This window comes from Burkholderia sp. 4M9327F10, from assembly GCF_005503145.1.
Taxonomy (GTDB): Bacteria; Pseudomonadota; Gammaproteobacteria; order Burkholderiales; family Burkholderiaceae; genus Paraburkholderia.
Genome location: NZ_SCNV01000004.1, coordinates 51954 through 68434 on the forward strand (window position 1 = coordinate 51954; position 16481 = coordinate 68434).

The following is a 16481-nucleotide window of genomic DNA, read 5'->3' on the forward strand; positions in this document are numbered from 1 at the left end:
TTTTTGCGCTTTGGCGGATGCCGTTCCCGTAAAGGTCGGGGCCGTCATGCTTTCGATGGTCCGACCGGTAATCGATCGCGAGGATGACTCAATCCCCTTGCAAGGTCTGCGCCTCTTCCCATGCAGCCGCCGCGGCCTCGTAGATCCCGCCATCGCGGCGACCCGCCGCCAGCACGACCAGGTCCGGCGGGTCCCTGCTATCGCGGACCAGGTAGACGAGCCTGTAACCGACTCCTCGCAACTTGATCTTGTAGCAATCGGTGAGTGGAGAACGGAGTTCCGCGCCCGGTACCCGCGGGTTTTCCAGACGCTTCTTCAGCGCGGTCTTGAACAGAGCCTTGATCGAACCATCAAGACCCACCCAGTCTTCAAGCGCTTCAGGGATGAATCGGAGTTCGTACGGCATTAAAGGTCGTCGAGGTTGACCTTGACCGCGCGGCCGACCGATTTGAGACGGGATTGAACGAGCGTGGCCAGTTGGCGTTCGTCGTACAGATCAGCCATTTGAGCCATCAGCTCAGGCGACACCGTGTAGAAGGCTGGGCGGTTGTGATTGAGCACGGCAACCGGTTGACCCCGCGCCTCTTCAACCACCTTCCCCGGGTTCTGCTTGAACTCCGAGATGCTGACGCTGAGCAGGCTGTGGATATTTTCCATGGCGATACCAAATGGGTCAAAATTTAGACCTATTTTACGCCACATTCGCGGCGAGCGCTCGCTAAAACTATCTCTGCATGGCGGCGCTTGGGTCAAAACACGCCCGGCATCTCCATGCTGTCAGCGTATCAAGCGTAAGCCGGCCGGCTCGCGCCACCCGTTTCGCCGAGATAGCGATGCACCGACAGATCGCCCGACTGAATCGCCGGCTGCTTGCCCGACATCAGGTCGGCAAGCAATTGGCCCGAGCCGCACGACATGGTCCAGCCGAGCGTGCCGTGGCCGGTATTCAGGAACAGATTCGACACAGGCGTGCGGCCGACAATCGGCGTGCCGTCCGGTGTCATCGGACGCAAGCCGGTCCAGAAGCTGGCTTTGGCGGTATCGCCGCCGCCCGGGAACAGATCGTTCACGCACATTTCGAGCGTTTCGCGGCGGGCCTCGCGCAGCGACTTGTCGAAGCCGACAATCTCCGCCATGCCGCCCACGCGAATCCGGTCGTCGAAACGCGTGATGGCAATCTTGTAGGTCTCGTCCAGCACCGTCGAGACGGGAGCCGCCGCTGCGTTGACGATAGGCGCCGTGATCGAATAACCCTTGAGCGGATAAACCGGAATCTTGACGATGCCCGAGAGGAATTTCGTGGAATACGAACCGAGCGCCACGACGAAGGCGTCGGCGCGCACCAGTTCGCTGCCGCATTGCACGCCGGCAATCCGACCGCCGGACGTTGCGAGCGCATCGATCGGTGTGTTGTAGCGGAACTTCACGCCCAGCTCTTCGGCGAGCGCGGCAAGGCGCGTGGTGAACAACTGGCAATCGCCGGTTTCGTCGCCCGGCAGACGCAGGCCGCCGGTCAGCTTGTGCGCGGTCGCGGCGAGTGCCGGCTCGGCGCGCGCCAGTTCGTTCGCCGACAGCAGTTCATAGGGCACGTTGGCGTCTTTCAGCACAGCGATGTCTTTTGCTGCGCCATCAAATTGCTGCTGCGTGCGGAACACCTGCAGCGTTCCGCCGGTCCGGCCTTCGTACTGGATGCCGGTGTCGGCGCGCAGCGCCTGCAGACAATCGCGGCTGTATTCGGCAAGCCGCACCATGCGGCCCTTGTTCACGGCGTAGCGCGAGGACGTGCAGTTCTGCAGCATCTGCCACATCCACTGCAACTGGAATTGCGTGCCGTCGAGGCGAATGGCGAGCGGCGCGTGCTTCTGGAACATCCATTTGACGGCCTTCAGCGGCACACCCGGAGCCGCCCACGGCGATGCGTAGCCCGGCGAGATCTGGCCGGCGTTGGCAAAGCTCGTTTCGAGCGCCGGACCGGCTTCGCGGTCGATCACGGTGACTTCGTGACCCGCGCGCGCAAGATAATAGGCGCTCGTCACCCCGACGACGCCACTGCCCAAAACGACGACTCGCATAGCTGCTCCAGAAGGTTCTTTGGGGCTTGCGCGTCGTGGATGGCTCAGCTCGTTTGTGGATCGTTCGATTAACGAGGTGATACGCTTTCAGCCCAGTGTTAACCGCTATACTATTGAGTGTCAGGTAGGTTTTGTTATCGTATTTTTAAGATTTTCAGTAAAAAGACCATGCGAACCCAGCGTCAACCTATCCGCGCGCTCGACAAGCTCGATCACAAGATCCTCAGACTGCTGCAGCAGGACGGCCGGATGGCGATGAAAGACCTCGCCGAGCAGGTCGGGCTGTCGGTTACCCCGTGCATTGAACGGGTCAAGCGCATGGAGCGCGATGGCGTGATCACCGGTTATCACGCGCGCGTCAATCCGGCCGAACTGGGCGCGGCGCTACTGGTGTTCGTCGAGATCACGCTAGACCACAAGAGCGGCAACATGTTCGACCAGTTTCGCCGCGAAGTGCAGAAGATCCCCGAGGTGCTGGAATGCCATCTGGTGTCGGGCGACTTCGACTATCTCATCAAGGCGCGGATCGGCGAGATGGCCGACTACCGCAAACTGCTTGGCGACATCCTGCTGCAATTGCCGGGAGCGGTGCAGTCGAAGAGCTATGTGGTGATGGAAGAAATCAAGGAAACCTTGACGATCGCGGTCGGCGAATAAAGCACTGCGAGGCACTGCGAGGCGCTGCGGTCTCACCGCGGGCGCCGCACAAAGGACTCGACAAACGGCTCAAAGACTGTATATTTATACAGTACTTCTTGAGCCGCTTTCGTCTCCGTTTTTTGTTTGCGCTTAACTTCGCCGTGACCGATTCCGTCCCCGAATATCCGATCGCCCCGCCCACGCCCCGTAAAGGGCGTGGCGCCGTGACGAACCTGCAGGGCCGCTACGAAGTCGACCAGCGCGAAGCGGTCGACGACGGCTGGGTGCAGCACGAGGACGAAGAGGGCGGGCCGCCGGCGTTGCGCACACAGGTGTTCGACGAGCGGGCGAAAACCATCTTGACCCGCAACGCGTCACCGGACATCCCGTTTAGCGTGTCGCTCAACCCATATCGGGGGTGCGAGCACGGCTGTATCTACTGCTTTGCGCGGCCCACACATAGTTATCTGGGCTTGTCGCCGGGGCTGGATTTCGAAAGCCGCATCTACGCCAAGGTGAATGCACCTGAATTGCTCGAGCGCGAGCTATCGAAGAAGTCCTACGTGCCGGAGCCGATCGCCTTGGGCGTCAACACGGATGCCTGGCAGCCGGTCGAGCGTGATTTGTGTCTTACACGCCGGGTTGTCGAAGTCTTGAGTGCGCACGGCCATCCGTTTGCGGCCATTACGAAATCGTCGCTGATCGAGCGCGATCTGGATCTGCTGGCACCCATGGCAGCGCGCGAACAGTTCATGGCGGCGATTACCATCACCACGTTAGATGCCGAGATCGCCCGTACGCTGGAACCGCGCGCCGCTACGCCGTCTCGCCGTCTGCGCACAATCCGAACGCTGAGCGAGGCGGGCATCCCGGTAGGCGTCAGCATTGCGCCGGTGATCCCGTTCGTGACCGAGCCGGATATGGAGCGGGTCCTTGAGGCGTGTGCGGAAGCGGGTGCGACTCATGCGAGCTATATCGTGCTCCGTCTGCCTTGGGAGGTGGCGCCGCTATTCAAGGACTGGCTCGCGGCCCATTTCCCGGATCGGGCGGATCGCGTCATGAGCCGGGTTCGCGACATGCGCGGCGGCAAGGACTACGACTCGAATTATGCGAGTCGCATGAAGGGTGAGGGACTGTGGGCCGACCTGCTGAAGCAGCGTTTTCGCCAGGCCGTACGCCGTCTCGGTCTAAATGAGCGGCGACAAGGCAGTCTTGATATGTCGCACTTTATGCGCGCTCAACCGGCTCGCCCTGTACGCGACGACCCGCAAATGAATCTTTTCTAGGCGAGGCGTGCGGGCGTGCTGCTGCCGCCAGCTATTGAGACAGCGTTTTGGCCGCCTGAACCTGTGATTCGAAATAGGTCTGGAATGAGAGCGCAAGCCCAGTCATCAGCAGCATGGCGCCGATAAAGAGCGAAAAGATCACCACGAAAATCACCGCCCATCCCGAACGGCTGCGTTGCTGGCTCTGGGCGTTGAATTGCGCATCCCATTTTTCATCGGGACGCAGCCCGTAGACGATCGCGGAAAGGAATGCGGCAAACAGCGAGATAGCACCCGGAACCGCCAGCACCCAGCCGAGGGTCGAAGCCCGCTCGCTGGCGACCAGCAGCAGAACCCCCGGAATACCGAGCAGGGTACAGACCAGATGGAGCCAGCCGTACGCATCGCGCTGTCCATATAGATAGAAGCGGTGCGCGCCGAGGCTGCCGAAGAAGAAGGCGAGCGCTGCGGTAATTGTCTTGGACCTGAAGCGTGAGGGGTTCGAAACGCGGGTGGACATGTAGGAGTTCAGTGACAGGCGATCGCAAGGACTGACGCGCAACTGTGCGCGGACCGACGCGCATTCTACGCCCGGGGGCGCGGCGCCGGGCACGCCATCCCCTGATTGACAGCATTCGCCCGGGGCTAGGGCGCCGTGTACGTCACGCGATAAATCGCGCCGGCATAGTCGTCGCTGATCAGCAGGGAGCCGTCGGGCATCGGCAGAACGTCGTCCGGCCGGCCCCAGACGCTCTCATCGGGCATCAGCCAGCCTTCGACGAAGACCTCCTGATGCGCACCGCTGCCGTCCGGGTTGGTGATGACGCGCATGACCCGGTAGCCGACTTTCTTGCTGCGATTCCACGAGCCGTGCTCAGCGATGAAGATGTTGTCGCGATAGTCAGCGGGGAACATCGGGCCGGTGTAGAAGCGCATGCCCAACGAGGCAACGTGGGCGCCGAGTTTAAGCGCCGGCGGCGTGAAGGCGCTGCAGGAGTGATCCTTGCCGTACTCGGGGTCCAGCGTGTCGCCGCCGTGACAGAACGGGTAGCCGAAATCCATGTCCAGTCGCGGGGCGCGGTTGAGCTTGTCGTCGGGGACGTCGTCGCCCATCATGTCGCGGCCATTGTCGGTGAACCAGAGTTCGTGCGTGACCGGATGCCAGGCGAAACCAACCGTATTGCGCACGCCGCGCTCGATCGTCACATAATGGCTGCCGTCCGGATCCATGCGCCCGATCATCGCGTAGCGATCGCGGTCGGGCAGGCAGATATCGCACGGCGCGCCTTGCGGCACATAGAGCTTGCCGTCCGGGCCGAAAGCGATGAATTTCCAGCCATGATGGCGATCGGTCGGCAGTTTGCCGTTGATGACAACCGCTTTGGGCGGATCATTTAAATGAGTGTCGATCGCGTCGAAACGCAGGATCTGCGAGACGGCCGATACATAGAGCGCACCGTCGCGCCATGCCACGCCGGCGGGCGTCTCCAGCCCCGACACGATCACATGGCGCGCAACGACGCGTGAGTCGCGCAGTTCGAGCGCATACACGTGACCATCGAGGCTGCCGGCGTATAGCACGCCGTTCGGCGAAAGCGCCATTTCACGCGCACTGGGCACGTCATCGGAAAGTACCTGAATGTGAAAGCCCGGCGGCAGTCTGAGCCGCTCGATCGGCAGCGCGGCAAGCGCCGGATGGGCCAACGCCAGCATTGACGCAGCGGCCAGATAGCGACGAGATCGCGCCCCAATAGCTTGCATGACAAGCCGGAACCGTGCGAACCTTGCAATGGGCGAGACCGGAGTGAGGGCAGGTTTCACGGGCGTTCCATCGGGTTATTCAGGCGCTTTGGCGGACCCCGGCTGGCTGGACTGTATGGCCAGCGCAACCGCGAATCTCAGTTTATCCCCGTAAGTGTTTGTTATGGCTTCAGTTTCCCGCTATAATCGCGTGTTTCAGTGGTTCCGAACCCCGGTTTTCAAGGATTCTAGTATGGTCATCATCCGCTTGGCTCGTGGCGGCTCCAAGAAGCGCCCGTTCTACAACATCGTCGCAACCGATTCGCGTAACCGTCGTGACGGCCGCTTCATCGAACGCGTTGGCTTCTACAACCCGATCGCTACGAAGGGTGAGTCGCTGCGTATCGCTCAAGACCGCCTGACGTACTGGCAAGGCGTTGGCGCACAGCTGTCGCCGACCGTCGAGCGTCTCGTGAAGGAAGCGCAAAAGGCGCAGCCGGCTGCTTAATGGTAGCCAGCATGTGCATCGCCGGCGGCTCGCGCAGCTTGCGCGAGGTGTCCGATGCGCGAGTTTTGCAGCAGGTTTTAGCAAAAGCGCAGGCGGCGAAATTCGCCCTGAGGTTTGCCCCGCGGTTCGCCCTGATGTGCGCTATGAGGCTCTCTCATGTCTGAGCGTGATTCAGGAAGTTCAGGTCGCGCCAAGGCCGCGCCGCGTGCCCAGGCATCGAGGCAAGCATCGTTTGGCGCATTCGTCCGCAAGCCGGTCGAGCGTGCCCAGGGCAAGGCCAATCCGGGTGCCGCCGACGCGGCTTCCGCAGCGGCGGTTGCCGCAGTGCGCGCGGAAACGGCCGAAAGCTGGCCGGACGACGCGGTCGAAGTGGGCGCGATCGTCGACGCTTACGGCCTTAAGGGCTGGGTCAAGGTAGCCGCGCATGCGGATGCCGGACGTGGCGGCGACGCGTTGCTGAGCGCGAAGCGCTGGTGGCTGATGAAGGGCCGCGAGCGCAGTTCGGCGCCGGCGCTGCAGGCAAAGATGCATAGCGACAGCATTGTGGCCCATCTGGGCGGCACGGCTGACCGCGACGCGGCGCTCGCGCTGCGTGGCACCCGCGTGTACATCTGCCGTAGCGATTTCCCGGCGCTCGAAGCTGACGAATTCTACTGGGTCGACCTGCTCGGCCTGGATGTCGTGAACCTCACCGGGGTGTCCCTCGGCAAGGTGGCCGACATGATCGACAACGGTGCGCACTCGGTGTTGCGCATCGAATATCCGGCTATCGGCAAAGACGGTAAACCGGTGACTGCCGAACGCCTGATCCCGTTCGTCGGTGTCTATGTCAAAACGGTTGACCAGAAGGCGAAGCAGATCACCGTCGACTGGGAAGCTGACTATTAAACGAGCTCGTTGACCGGAGAGAGCGATGCAGTTCGATGTCGTCACGCTCTTTCCCGAGATGTTTCGTGCGCTGACCGACTGGGGTATCACCAGCCGCGCGGCGAAGCAGGAGCGCTACGGTCTGCGTACGTGGAATCCGCGCGATTTCACGACTGACAACTACCGTACGATCGACGATCGCCCCTACGGCGGCGGCCCGGGCATGGTGATGCTGGGCAGGCCGCTGGAAGACGCGATCGGTGCGGCGAAAGCCGCGCAGGCGCAGCAGGGCATTACCGGCTCGCGCGTCGTGATGATGTCCCCGCAAGGTGCGACGCTCAATCACGAACGGGTCATGCGGTTTGCCGCCGAACCCGGCCTGATCGTGCTGTGCGGCCGCTATGAAGCGATCGACCAGCGTCTGATCGATCGTTGCGTGGACGAAGAAGTGAGCCTCGGCGACTTCGTGCTGTCGGGCGGCGAGTTGCCCGCCATGGCGCTGATGGATGCCATGGTGCGTCAGTTGCCCGGCGTGCTGAACGACTCGCAATCGGCGGTGCAGGATAGTTTTGTCGACGTGCTGCTCGATTGTCCGCATTACACGCGCCCCGAGGAATACGAAGGCGTGCGGGTGCCCGATGTGCTGCTCGGCGGCCATCATGCGGAGATCGAGCTGTGGCGCCGGCGCGAAGCGCTGCGCAACACGTGGCACAAGCGGCCCGATCTGATCGAGAAGGCCAGAAAGAACAAGATGTTGAGCCGTGCCGACGAGGCATGGCTTGCAAGTCTCGCGAAGGAAGCATCGAAGGCGTAAAGCCCCGGTGTCACTAGCGAATAGGCGGCGCCGCACATGCGTGTACGGCGCCTGATGTGAACCCATCCTCTATCGGGGCCGTAGCCAAGCAGTTTTCTGCGAGGCAGGTACGAACGCCGACAAGATGGCATTAGGAGTCAGTGATGAATCTGATTGCAAAACTCGAGCAGGAAGAAATCGCGCGCGCCCTCGGCGAGAAGACCATCCCCGAATTCGCCCCCGGCGACACGGTGATCGTCAGCGTGAACGTGGTTGAAGGTACGCGTAAGCGTGTTCAGGCTTACGAAGGCGTCGTTATCGCCAAGCGTAACCGTGGTCTGAATTCGTCGTTCATCGTCCGTAAGATTTCGTCGGGCGAAGGCGTCGAGCGTACGTTCCAGACGTACTCGCCGCTGCTGGCAAGCATCGTCGTGAAGCGTCGTGGCGATGTGCGCCGTGCAAAGCTGTACTACCTGCGCGACCGTTCGGGCAAGTCGGCCCGGATCAAGGAAAAGCTGGTCTCGAAAGACCGCGCTGCTTCCCAGGCGTAAAAGCTGTAAGAAAAAGCACCCTTCCCGGGTGCTTTTTTGTTTGTTGGGTCAAAATAGCGGCATGCCCTACACACGCTCGTTCCGAGAGACCCGTTGACCCGCCCTGTCTTCCAGCCCGAAACCCTGCCTGTCGAATCGACCGGCAACGACCTGCCACCGGTTGCCCCCGCACGTCTGACGCCCGACGGGTTGCGCGCACGCTTCGAGCAGCGCCTCGCGTGGACGCCCGAACAACCGGGCGATGCACGCTGGAAAGAGTTCGGCGATCCGCGCGTCGCGGCGGTGCTGGTGCCCCTTGTGGTGCGCAACGGCGGCCTCACGGTGTTGCTGACCCAGCGCGCCGATCATCTCAACGACCATGCTGGCCAGGTGAGTTTTCCTGGCGGCCGTCACGAGCCGTCGGATGCCAATGCAACGGCCACCGCCTTGCGCGAGGCGCAGGAGGAGGTCGGCCTCGATCCCGCACGCGTCGAGGTGCTCGGTTGTCTACCCGACTATCTGACCGGCACCGGGTTTCGCGTCACGCCGGTGGTCGGGCTGGTGCATCCGCCGTTTACGCTCGAAGCCGACTCGCTTGAGGTGGCGGAAGTCTTTGAAGTGCCGCTGGGTTTTCTGATGGACCCGTCCCATCATGAGGTGCGGGTGTTTCGTTGGGACGGCGGCGAGCGTCGCTTTTTTGCCATGCCCTATCCACGTGGCGACATGGCTGGGCACTACTTCATCTGGGGCGCAACGGCCGGCATGCTACGCAATTTTTATCGCTTTCTGGCCGCGTGAATGTCACGGAGCGAGCCGCAGTGTCGCGCCTTTGCAACCTTCGCCGCGCTCAGTCGCATCCGACCCTGTGCTATCGTTATAAAACAATCGTAAAAACTTAAAAAGCACGGCGCATCGCATGACTTTTTTCTCCGTATTGCTGGCTCTGATTATTGAACAGGTCCGCGCGCTATCGCCGAATAATCCGGTGTCTGCGCTGCTTCAATATCATGCGGAGTCGGCGGCGCACGGGTTCGATGCCGGCAAGCCCAAGCATGGCCTGCTTGCCTGGCTCGTGGTGGTGGTGCCCTGGACGCTGGCCGTCGCGCTCGTCTACTACGTGCTCTATCACATTAACTTCGTGCTGGCGTTTCTGTGGAACGTGGTGATCGTGTATTTCACGCTCGGCTTTCGCCAGTTCAGCCATTACTTTACGGATATTCACCTCGCGCTCAACAACGATGACGTGCCGCGCGCGCGTGAAATACTGACGGAATGGACCGGCCTCGATACGGTCGACATGCCGGTCAGCGAGATCGTGCGCCATACGCTGATTCATGCGGTGGTCGCTTCGCACCGCCATGTGTTCGGTGTGTTCTTCTGGTTCCTTGTGCCGGTTGGGCCGGCGGGCGCGGTGTTGTACCGGATCGCGGAATACCTTGCACGCGCCTGGTCGCGCCCGGCGGATGACCGTACCGTAGCTTTTTCGAGTTTCGCGCAGCGGGCATTCTTCGTGATCGACTGGGTTCCGGCGCGGCTCACCTCGTTGGGTTTCGCGATTGTCGGCAATTTCGAAGACGCGATCTACGCCTGGCGCAACCATGCGCGCCAATGGCCTGACGCCAATGACGGCGTGTTGCTCGCGGCCGGCAGCGGCGCGCTGGGCGCGCGCCTGAGCGGACCGCTCGCCGAGCCGTCGAGCCTCGACGCATTGGCTACCGGCGACGGCGATGCGCTGCCGGTCGGCGACGACTGCACGCCGCGCACGCTGCAATCGGCGGTGGGCCTGGTGTGGCGCGCCGTGATCCTGTGGATGATCCTGCTGCTGATGCTGACGATCGCCGTGTGGGTCGCCTGACGCACGAGGCCAGGAAGTCGGCGCTTACAACCGAGACGAAGCGCCGTCAGCGTCACTTCTCTTTTAATCGTCAAGCGGATTGCGCGCGGTCCCGCATTGCCAGCACACCGTAAACTGCGCTTCGAGCGTCTCGCCGCACTGGCTGCAACGCCAGGACGGTGCGCCCGCGCCCGGTCCCTGCGCGGCCATATCGATCAGCTTGCGCGCCATGGTCTCGTCACGTTCGTCGACGAGCCACAACTCGGGCGCGCATTGATCCGCTGGAATCTCCCCTAGCGCGCCGTTCAGGTAGCGGTTGTGCAACTCACATGCAATCCCCGCCGTCGCCAGCACGTTGATCCAATGCTGTCCGATCAGCAGATTCGGCGCGCGCATCAGTTTCATCATGGCTGGAGATCCGTGGCGGCGGGGTGTGGAGGATAAGGTAGGGGAGACGCCTGGGGTAGATCAGGCGCCGCTCAGCGCTCAGCGAACGATCTGGCTCGCCTCATGAACCAGTTGCGCATACAACGCATGCCGGGCTGGCGTGATGCGCCCATCGGCGACCGCTTCAAGAATCGCACATCCCGGTTCCTGCAGGTGATGGCAGTTATAGAAGCGGCAATTGGGCAGCAGTGGCCGGAATTCGGGGAACGCGCGCTCAAGCTTGCCCTCGGTCAGATGGTGCAGGCCGAATTCCTGAAACCCCGGCGAATCGATCAACGCACCGCCATCCGGCAACGGATACAGGCGTGTGAAGGTGGTCGTGTGGCGCCCGCTATTCAGCGCCGTCGAGATCTCACGGGTCGCGACCTCGGCGTTGGGCACCACCAGGTTCACCAGCGTCGATTTACCCATGCCCGACTGGCCCAGCAACAGCGTCGCATGGCCGCGCAGGTGCTCGTCTAGCGCCGCCCGGGCGGCTTCCGGCTCAGTCTTGATCGACAGTTCCACGACGGTATAGCCCAGCGCCTGGTAGTTCGCGAGCCGGGTGCGCGCGCCGGGCAAGGCGGCCGTGACGTCGGTCTTGTTCAGCACGATCAGCGGCTTCAGTTCGTTCGCCTCGGCCGCCACCAGCGCACGGCCGAGCAGATCCTCGCTGAAGTGCGGTTCGGTGGCGAGCACGATCAGCAGTTGATCGAGGTTCGCCGCGAACAGCTTCGATTTGTACTGGTCGGAACGGTAGAGCAGGTTGCGCCGCTCGCCGATCTCGACGATCACGCCCTGATCGGCCGAGGTCGGTTCGTAGATCACACGATCGCCGACCGCCACCTCGCTGCGCTTGCCGCGCGGGAAGCACTGCAACATGGCGCTGCCGTCTTCCGGCGCCACCAGGTAGTGGCGCCCATGCGCCGCGATGACAAGGCCGCCCACGCGCGTGCCGGACGGCGCGCGCGCCGCTTTCGGGGAGCGCGCCCTCATGCGTGCCGCAGCAGACGGTCGATCCGCTGCGACGCCGGCGGATGCGAGTAATAGAACGCGGTGTAGAGCGGGTCGGGGGTGAGCGTCGAGGCGTTGTCTTCGTACAGCTTCACGAGCGCGTTGACCAGATCCTGTGCATCGGTCTGGGTAGCGGCAAACGCGTCGGCTTCGAATTCGTGCTTGCGCGAGCTGAGGCTGCTAAGCGGCGTCACGAAGAACAGGAACACCGGCAGCGCGAGGAAGAACAGCACCAGTGCGAGCCCGCTGTTGCCGCCCAGCAGCGACGGCCGCACACCAAGCCCCTCGTAGAACCAGACGCATTGCATGAGCCAGCCGAGCAGCGCGAGCATCGCGAGGCTGACGGCGAAAATCACGATCATCCGCTTGATCACATGGCGGCGCTTGAAGTGGCCGAGCTCGTGGGCGAGCACGGCTTCGATTTCGCTGCCCGACAGGCGCGCGAGCAGGGTGTCGAAGAAGACGATGCGCTTGGCCGCGCCGAAGCCCGTGAAATACGCATTGCCGTGCGCGGAACGGCGGCTGCCGTCCATCACGAACAGGCCCTTGGCCGCGAAACCGCAGCGCTTCATCAACGCTTCGATGCGGTTTTTCAGCGCTTCGTCCTTGAGCGGTTCGAACTTGTTGAAGAGCGGCGCGATGAACGACGGATACAGCACCAGCACCAGCAACTGGAACACCACCCACACGACCCACGTCCACACCCACCACAGGCTGCCGGCCTGGTTCATCAGCCACAGCACGACGAACAGCAGCGGCAGGCCGAAGGCCGCGCCGAGCAGCAGGCCCTTGATACGGTCGGCGAAAAAGATGCCCTTGCCCATGCGGTTAAAACCGAAGCGCTCTTCGATCACGAACTGCCGGTAGTAGTCGAACGGCAGGTCCACCACACCGGTGATCGCAACCACCGCCGCAATCAGGGCGATCTGGCCGAGGTAGCCGCGGCCGAGCCAGTCGGAAATGGTCAGATCGAGCGCCTGCACGCCGCCCAGCAGCGTGAGCCCGATCAGCACGGCCGCACTGACGACGATCTCGAGCATCGTCAGCCGGGTGCGTTCGATGGTGTAGTCCGCGGCGCGCTGGTGCGCGGTGAGCGCGATGGTTGCCGCGAACCGGCCCGGCACCTGCCCGCGATGAGCCGCGACGAAGCGGACTTGCCGCGACGCGAGCCAGAGCTTGGTGCCGACCATCGCCACGACGGCAATTGCGATCAGAACGGTGAAGTACAGGGTAGGCATCCGGGGAATCCGTGGTATCTATGCGAGAATTATATGTTTCTTCCCGCCGGCTGGCGGGGCCACGCTCAAACGAACTGTTTCAACGGCGCCAGGGCGCGTCCTGCCGGGCCGCGCGGCGCTGTTCAACCAAGGCTGCCTTCATGACTGACATCCTCGAATCCGCTGGCGAGCCTACGCTCGTGCGCAGCGACATGAACCTGATCTGGCTGGACATGGAGATGACCGGGCTCGAGCCCGATACCGACCGCATCATCGAGATCGCCGTGGTCGTGACCAATTCCACGCTCGACAAGGTAGTCGAAGGGCCGGTGCTCGCGATCCACCAGAGCGACGAAACGCTCGCCAAGATGGATCAGTGGAACCAGAACACCCACGGCCGCTCGGGGCTGATCGACCGGGTGCGCGCTTCGAGCGTCAGCGAAGCGGACGCCACCGCGCAGATCCGCGAGTTCCTCGGCCAGTACGTGCCGCCGGGCAAGTCGCCGATGTGCGGCAACTCCATCTGCCAGGACCGCCGCTTCATGGCGCGCTGGATGCCGGATCTGGAAACCTTCTTCCATTACCGCAATCTCGACGTGAGCACGCTGAAGGAACTGTGCCGCCGCTGGCAGCCGGCCATCTACAAAGGCTTCCAGAAGCGCGCCATGCACACGGCGCTGGCGGACATCCACGAATCGATCGACGAGCTCAAGTACTACCGCGAGCATTTCCTGATTCCGGCGGCCAGCGCCCCGGTGACGGAAGAGTGAAGACCGCGCCGCTCAGTCCTGACGCGGCGCACGCACGGCGTTTTTAGGCCGGAACGCTTTCACCACGGCGTCGTTCGTTTCCATGTACGGACCGCCGATCAGATCGATACAGTACGGTACCGCGGCAAAAATGCCCGGTACCTTCACCGCTCCCGCGTCGTCGCGCAAACCTTCCAGCGTTTCCCGGATCGACTTGGGTTGGCCCGGCAGATTCACAATCAGCGCCGCATGCCCGGGCGTCTCGCGGATGACCGCCACCTGCCGCGACAAAATAGCCGTCGGCACGAAATTCAGGCTGATCTGGCGCATCTGCTCGCCGAACCCCGGCATTTCCTTGCTGCCCACGGCGAGCGTCGCCTCCGGCGTCACGTCGCGGCGCGACGGCCCGGTGCCGCCCGTAGTCAGGACCAGATCGCAGCCGGCTTCGTCCACCAGCTCGATGAGCGTGGCGGAGATGGTCGGCGCGTCGTCCTGAATCAACCGGGTTGTGGCTTGCCACGGCGAGGCGAGCGCCGCGCCCAGCCAGTCCTGCAGGGCCGGAATCCCTTTGTCCTCGTAGACGCCGGTGCTGGCCCGGTCGCTGATCGAGACCAGCCCGACCACGAGTTCGTCAGGATGGCTACGCGCGATCTTCGTCATCGTCGTCATCCCCAGCGTCGTGCGCGTCGTCCGTGGCCGCTGCTGCCGGGCCGTCGGCGTTCTTGATCCACTGGAACAGCTCGCGGAAATAGCGCGGCGGCTTGCTCTGCTGCGCTTCCTTGCGGGCGTTGCGGATCAGCGTGCGGCCGGTCTGCGGGTCGGCTGCCGGGTGCTGACGGATGAATTCGGTCAGCGCGGCGTCGTCGGCGAGCAGTTTTTCACGGGTGCGCTCGATCCAGTGCATGCGCGCCGTTTCGGCCTTGTTGATGCCGTTGTACGAATCCAGCGCGGTGCGCAGGGCGGCCGTTTCATCCTCGTGCAGCGAGCGCATGACGCGGCCCACGTACTGGACCTGGCGGCGCTTACCCTCGTGATCGGTAATGCGGCGGGCTTCGCGCACGGCGTCGTCGAGCTTTTCGGGCATCGGCATGCGCTTCAGGGCGTCTTTCGGCAGCGCGATCAGCGCCTCGCCCAGTTCCTGCAGCGCATGCATTTCGCGCTTGAGCTGGGATTTGCTGGGACGGTCATACCCGTTCTCGTCGATCTCTGGCTCGGCGGCGGGTTCCATCGGTTGAATGCGGGTTTTACGTGTCATACCGTTATTGTAGCGTGCCGCGCCCCAGCGAATGCCAGGTGCGGCGGCGCGGACCTTGCTATGATCGCGGGATACGTAGCGACGTACTCGAGAACACACCGGAGGGCCGTGCGCGGCCCCGCCCAGGACGCAACGAAGGACGGCAATGAATATGGCAGCAGACATCGACGTCAGACAGCGCTTTTTCCCGCATACCCAGGATGAACTGAAGGAAATCGCCTCGGACATCCTGCGTCACGCAAAGTCGCTCGGCGGCACCGACGCCGCGACTGAAATCTCCGAAGGCGACGGCCTGTCCGTCTCCGTGCGGCGTGGCGAGGTCGAGACGATCGAACACAATCGCGACAAGATGGTCGGCGTGACGGTTTTTATCGGCAACAAGCGCGGTAACGCGAGCACCTCGGACTTTTCCACGCAGGCGCTGAAGGATACGGTTGCGGCCGCCTACAACATCGCCCGCTTCACGGCGGAAGACGACTGCGCGGGCCTCGCGGAAAGCGAACTGCTCGAGACCGCGCCGCGGGACCTGGATTTGTATCATCCGTGGAACCTCACGGCCGACGAAGCGGTCGAGATCGCCCGCCGCGCCGAAGATGCCGCGTTCGCCACCGACCCGCAGATTCGCAATTCGGAAGGCGCGAGCGTTTCGGCGCAGCATTCGCAGTTCGTGCTCGCAACTTCGCGCGGCTTCCTCTCCGGCTATCCGTATTCGCGCCACTATGTGGCGTGCGCGCCGATCGCCGGCAGCGGCCGCAACATGCAGCGCGACGACTGGTACACCTCGAAGCGCAGCGCGGAGGAACTGGCCGATCCGGAAGCGATTGGCCGGTACGCGGCGCAACGGGCGCTGGCGCGCATCGGCGCGCGCGGCCTCGACACCCGCAAGGTGCCGGTGCTGTTCGAAGCGCCGCTGGCAGCGGGGCTGCTCGGCGCATTCGTGCAGGCCGTGAGCGGCGGTGCGCTGTACCGCAAGACCTCGTTCCTCGTCGACAGCCTTGGCAAGCCGGTGTTCGCGCCGCACGTGCAGGTGGTCGAAGACCCGCATGTGGCGCGCGCCATGGGCAGCGCACCGTTCGACGAAGAGGGCGTGCGCACCAAACGGCGCTCGGTGGTGAAAGACGGCGTGGTGGAAGGCTACTTCCTGTCCACCTACTCGGCGCGCAAGCTCGGCATGCAGACCACCGGCAACGCCGGCGGCTCGCACAACCTGTCGCTGCTGAGCTCGAAGACGCGTCCCGAGGACGACTTCGAGGCGATGCTGAAGAAACTCGGCACGGGTTTGCTGCTGACCGAACTGATGGGCCAGGGTGTCAATTACGTGACGGGCGACTATTCGCGCGGCGCGTCGGGCTTCTGGGTGGAGAACGGCAAGATCCAGTACCCGGTGGAGGAAATCACCGTGGCGAGCACGCTGCAGGAGATGTTCCACCATATCGTCGCGATCGGCGCGGACACGCTGGTGCGTGGCACGAAGCAGACCGGCTCGGTGCTGATCGAACGCATGACGATTGCCGGGCAGTAAGGTTGGCTAAGGCTAGGCCAGGCTAAACCAGACCGGCCGGTTCAGATCAA

At 63.2% G+C, this 16481-nt stretch carries 20 protein-coding genes; 10 read left to right on the top strand and 10 right to left on the bottom strand.

Annotated features, from left to right (window positions below; genetic code table 11):
• Positions 1-88 precede the first annotated feature (88 nt).
• From FFS45_RS06020 to FFS45_RS06030, 3 genes are all read right to left on the bottom strand, one after another.
• Positions 89-406 carry a type II toxin-antitoxin system RelE/ParE family toxin gene (locus FFS45_RS06020; protein ID WP_137953814.1) on the bottom strand — a complete coding sequence of 106 codons (318 nt, stop codon included), beginning with the start codon at positions 404-406 and terminating at the stop codon, positions 89-91.
• Positions 406-657, bottom strand: a complete 252-nt coding sequence (locus FFS45_RS06025; RefSeq protein WP_137953815.1) for a type II toxin-antitoxin system prevent-host-death family antitoxin — start codon at positions 655-657, stop codon at positions 406-408. The genes FFS45_RS06020 and FFS45_RS06025 overlap by 1 nt, the downstream gene beginning before the upstream one ends.
• Before the next feature lie 128 nt (positions 658-785).
• The gene (locus tag FFS45_RS06030) at positions 786-2072 is read right to left on the bottom strand and encodes a D-amino acid dehydrogenase (protein ID WP_137953816.1); all 1287 of its coding nucleotides are present in this window, start codon (positions 2070-2072) and stop codon (positions 786-788) included.
• A gap of 168 nt (positions 2073-2240) precedes the next feature.
• On the opposite strand from FFS45_RS06030, the gene FFS45_RS06035 reads away from it, so the two are divergent.
• Positions 2241-2729 (top strand): Lrp/AsnC ligand binding domain-containing protein, encoded by a 489-nt coding sequence (locus tag FFS45_RS06035; protein WP_074300378.1) that lies wholly within the window; start codon positions 2241-2243, stop codon positions 2727-2729.
• A gap of 143 nt (positions 2730-2872) precedes the next feature.
• The gene (locus FFS45_RS06040) at positions 2873-3997 is read left to right on the top strand and encodes a PA0069 family radical SAM protein (protein WP_137953817.1); all 1125 of its coding nucleotides are present in this window, start codon (positions 2873-2875) and stop codon (positions 3995-3997) included.
• A 31-nt stretch (positions 3998-4028) separates the two neighbouring features.
• Here the strand turns inward: FFS45_RS06040 and FFS45_RS06045 are convergent, their stop codons facing one another.
• On the bottom strand, positions 4029-4496 hold the full coding sequence (locus FFS45_RS06045; protein WP_137953818.1) for a TM2 domain-containing protein: 468 nt from the start codon (positions 4494-4496) through the stop codon (positions 4029-4031).
• A gap of 125 nt (positions 4497-4621) precedes the next feature.
• On the bottom strand, positions 4622-5689 hold the full coding sequence (locus FFS45_RS06050; protein ID WP_249362692.1) for a PQQ-dependent sugar dehydrogenase: 1068 nt from the start codon (positions 5687-5689) through the stop codon (positions 4622-4624).
• Positions 5690-5969: 280 nt separating this feature from the next.
• Between FFS45_RS06050 and rpsP the strand changes: the two genes are divergently transcribed.
• The 6 genes from rpsP to FFS45_RS06080 all read left to right on the top strand — a co-directional run bounded on the left by rpsP (position 5970) and on the right by FFS45_RS06080 (position 10269).
• A complete protein-coding gene (gene rpsP, locus FFS45_RS06055) occupies positions 5970-6224 on the top strand; it encodes a 30S ribosomal protein S16 (RefSeq protein ID WP_074263786.1) in 255 nt (84 codons plus the stop codon).
• A 156-nt stretch (positions 6225-6380) separates the two neighbouring features.
• Positions 6381-7112, top strand: coding sequence for a ribosome maturation factor RimM (gene rimM, locus FFS45_RS06060; protein WP_137953820.1), 732 nt, complete (start codon positions 6381-6383; stop codon positions 7110-7112).
• A gap of 25 nt (positions 7113-7137) precedes the next feature.
• The gene (gene trmD / locus FFS45_RS06065; RefSeq protein WP_137953821.1) at positions 7138-7905 is read left to right on the top strand and encodes a tRNA (guanosine(37)-N1)-methyltransferase TrmD; all 768 of its coding nucleotides are present in this window, start codon (positions 7138-7140) and stop codon (positions 7903-7905) included.
• A 143-nt stretch (positions 7906-8048) separates the two neighbouring features.
• Complete coding sequence (rplS, locus tag FFS45_RS06070) at positions 8049-8435, top strand: 50S ribosomal protein L19 (RefSeq protein WP_020069334.1); 387 nt, start codon at positions 8049-8051, stop codon at positions 8433-8435.
• Positions 8436-8528: 93 nt separating this feature from the next.
• A complete protein-coding gene (locus FFS45_RS06075; protein WP_137953822.1) occupies positions 8529-9212 on the top strand; it encodes a CoA pyrophosphatase in 684 nt (227 codons plus the stop codon).
• A gap of 118 nt (positions 9213-9330) precedes the next feature.
• The gene (locus FFS45_RS06080) at positions 9331-10269 is read left to right on the top strand and encodes a CobD/CbiB family protein (RefSeq protein ID WP_137953823.1); all 939 of its coding nucleotides are present in this window, start codon (positions 9331-9333) and stop codon (positions 10267-10269) included.
• Between the two features lie 63 nt (positions 10270-10332).
• On the opposite strand, the gene FFS45_RS06085 is transcribed toward FFS45_RS06080, so the two are convergent.
• From FFS45_RS06085 to FFS45_RS06095, 3 genes are all read right to left on the bottom strand, one after another.
• Complete coding sequence (locus FFS45_RS06085) at positions 10333-10653, bottom strand: DUF2007 domain-containing protein (RefSeq protein ID WP_137953992.1); 321 nt, start codon at positions 10651-10653, stop codon at positions 10333-10335.
• Positions 10654-10734: 81 nt separating this feature from the next.
• A complete protein-coding gene (gene rsgA / locus FFS45_RS06090; RefSeq protein WP_137953824.1) occupies positions 10735-11670 on the bottom strand; it encodes a ribosome small subunit-dependent GTPase A in 936 nt (311 codons plus the stop codon).
• The gene (locus FFS45_RS06095) at positions 11667-12926 is read right to left on the bottom strand and encodes a M48 family metallopeptidase (RefSeq protein WP_137953825.1); all 1260 of its coding nucleotides are present in this window, start codon (positions 12924-12926) and stop codon (positions 11667-11669) included. Before FFS45_RS06095 ends, rsgA begins: the two co-directional genes overlap by 4 nt.
• Positions 12927-13066: 140 nt before the next feature.
• On the opposite strand from FFS45_RS06095, the gene orn reads away from it, so the two are divergent.
• Positions 13067-13675 carry an oligoribonuclease gene (gene orn, locus FFS45_RS06100; RefSeq protein ID WP_137953826.1) on the top strand — a complete coding sequence of 203 codons (609 nt, stop codon included), beginning with the start codon at positions 13067-13069 and terminating at the stop codon, positions 13673-13675.
• 12 nt (positions 13676-13687) lie between these two features.
• Here orn and mog read toward each other — a convergent pair whose 3' ends face one another.
• A complete protein-coding gene (gene mog, locus FFS45_RS06105) occupies positions 13688-14323 on the bottom strand; it encodes a molybdopterin adenylyltransferase (protein ID WP_137953827.1) in 636 nt (211 codons plus the stop codon).
• Positions 14295-14909 carry a ribosome biogenesis factor YjgA gene (yjgA, locus tag FFS45_RS06110; RefSeq protein WP_137953993.1) on the bottom strand — a complete coding sequence of 205 codons (615 nt, stop codon included), beginning with the start codon at positions 14907-14909 and terminating at the stop codon, positions 14295-14297. The genes mog and yjgA overlap by 29 nt, the downstream gene beginning before the upstream one ends.
• 151 nt (positions 14910-15060) lie before the next feature.
• Between yjgA and pmbA the strand changes: the two genes are divergently transcribed.
• Positions 15061-16431, top strand: a complete 1371-nt coding sequence (pmbA, locus tag FFS45_RS06115; protein WP_137953994.1) for a metalloprotease PmbA — start codon at positions 15061-15063, stop codon at positions 16429-16431.
• Positions 16432-16481: the final 50 nt, after the last annotated feature.

Excerpts from the sequence above, each read along its gene's own strand:
- FFS45_RS06035 (WP_074300378.1), top strand. The coding sequence starts at position 2,241 with ATGCGAACCCAGCGTCAACCTATCCGCGCGCTCGACAAGCTCGATCAC.
- pmbA (WP_137953994.1), top strand. The coding sequence starts at position 15,061 with ATGGCAGCAGACATCGACGTCAGACAGCGCTTTTTCCCGCATACCCAG.
- FFS45_RS06085 (WP_137953992.1), bottom strand. The coding sequence starts at position 10,653 with ATGAAACTGATGCGCGCGCCGAATCTGCTGATCGGACAGCATTGGATC.
- rpsP (WP_074263786.1), top strand. The coding sequence starts at position 5,970 with ATGGTCATCATCCGCTTGGCTCGTGGCGGCTCCAAGAAGCGCCCGTTC.
- orn (WP_137953826.1), top strand. The coding sequence starts at position 13,067 with ATGACTGACATCCTCGAATCCGCTGGCGAGCCTACGCTCGTGCGCAGC.
- rsgA (WP_137953824.1), bottom strand. The coding sequence starts at position 11,670 with ATGAGGGCGCGCTCCCCGAAAGCGGCGCGCGCGCCGTCCGGCACGCGC.
- rimM (WP_137953820.1), top strand. The coding sequence starts at position 6,381 with ATGTCTGAGCGTGATTCAGGAAGTTCAGGTCGCGCCAAGGCCGCGCCG.
- FFS45_RS06095 (WP_137953825.1), bottom strand. The coding sequence starts at position 12,926 with ATGCCTACCCTGTACTTCACCGTTCTGATCGCAATTGCCGTCGTGGCG.
- mog (WP_137953827.1), bottom strand. The coding sequence starts at position 14,323 with ATGACGACGATGACGAAGATCGCGCGTAGCCATCCTGACGAACTCGTG.
- FFS45_RS06030 (WP_137953816.1), bottom strand. The coding sequence starts at position 2,072 with ATGCGAGTCGTCGTTTTGGGCAGTGGCGTCGTCGGGGTGACGAGCGCC.
- FFS45_RS06020 (WP_137953814.1), bottom strand. The coding sequence starts at position 406 with ATGCCGTACGAACTCCGATTCATCCCTGAAGCGCTTGAAGACTGGGTG.
- trmD (WP_137953821.1), top strand. The coding sequence starts at position 7,138 with ATGCAGTTCGATGTCGTCACGCTCTTTCCCGAGATGTTTCGTGCGCTG.
- FFS45_RS06045 (WP_137953818.1), bottom strand. The coding sequence starts at position 4,496 with ATGTCCACCCGCGTTTCGAACCCCTCACGCTTCAGGTCCAAGACAATT.
- FFS45_RS06050 (WP_249362692.1), bottom strand. The coding sequence starts at position 5,689 with ATGCTGGCGTTGGCCCATCCGGCGCTTGCCGCGCTGCCGATCGAGCGG.
- yjgA (WP_137953993.1), bottom strand. The coding sequence starts at position 14,909 with ATGACACGTAAAACCCGCATTCAACCGATGGAACCCGCCGCCGAGCCA.
- FFS45_RS06025 (WP_137953815.1), bottom strand. The coding sequence starts at position 657 with ATGGAAAATATCCACAGCCTGCTCAGCGTCAGCATCTCGGAGTTCAAG.
- rplS (WP_020069334.1), top strand. The coding sequence starts at position 8,049 with ATGAATCTGATTGCAAAACTCGAGCAGGAAGAAATCGCGCGCGCCCTC.
- FFS45_RS06080 (WP_137953823.1), top strand. The coding sequence starts at position 9,331 with ATGACTTTTTTCTCCGTATTGCTGGCTCTGATTATTGAACAGGTCCGC.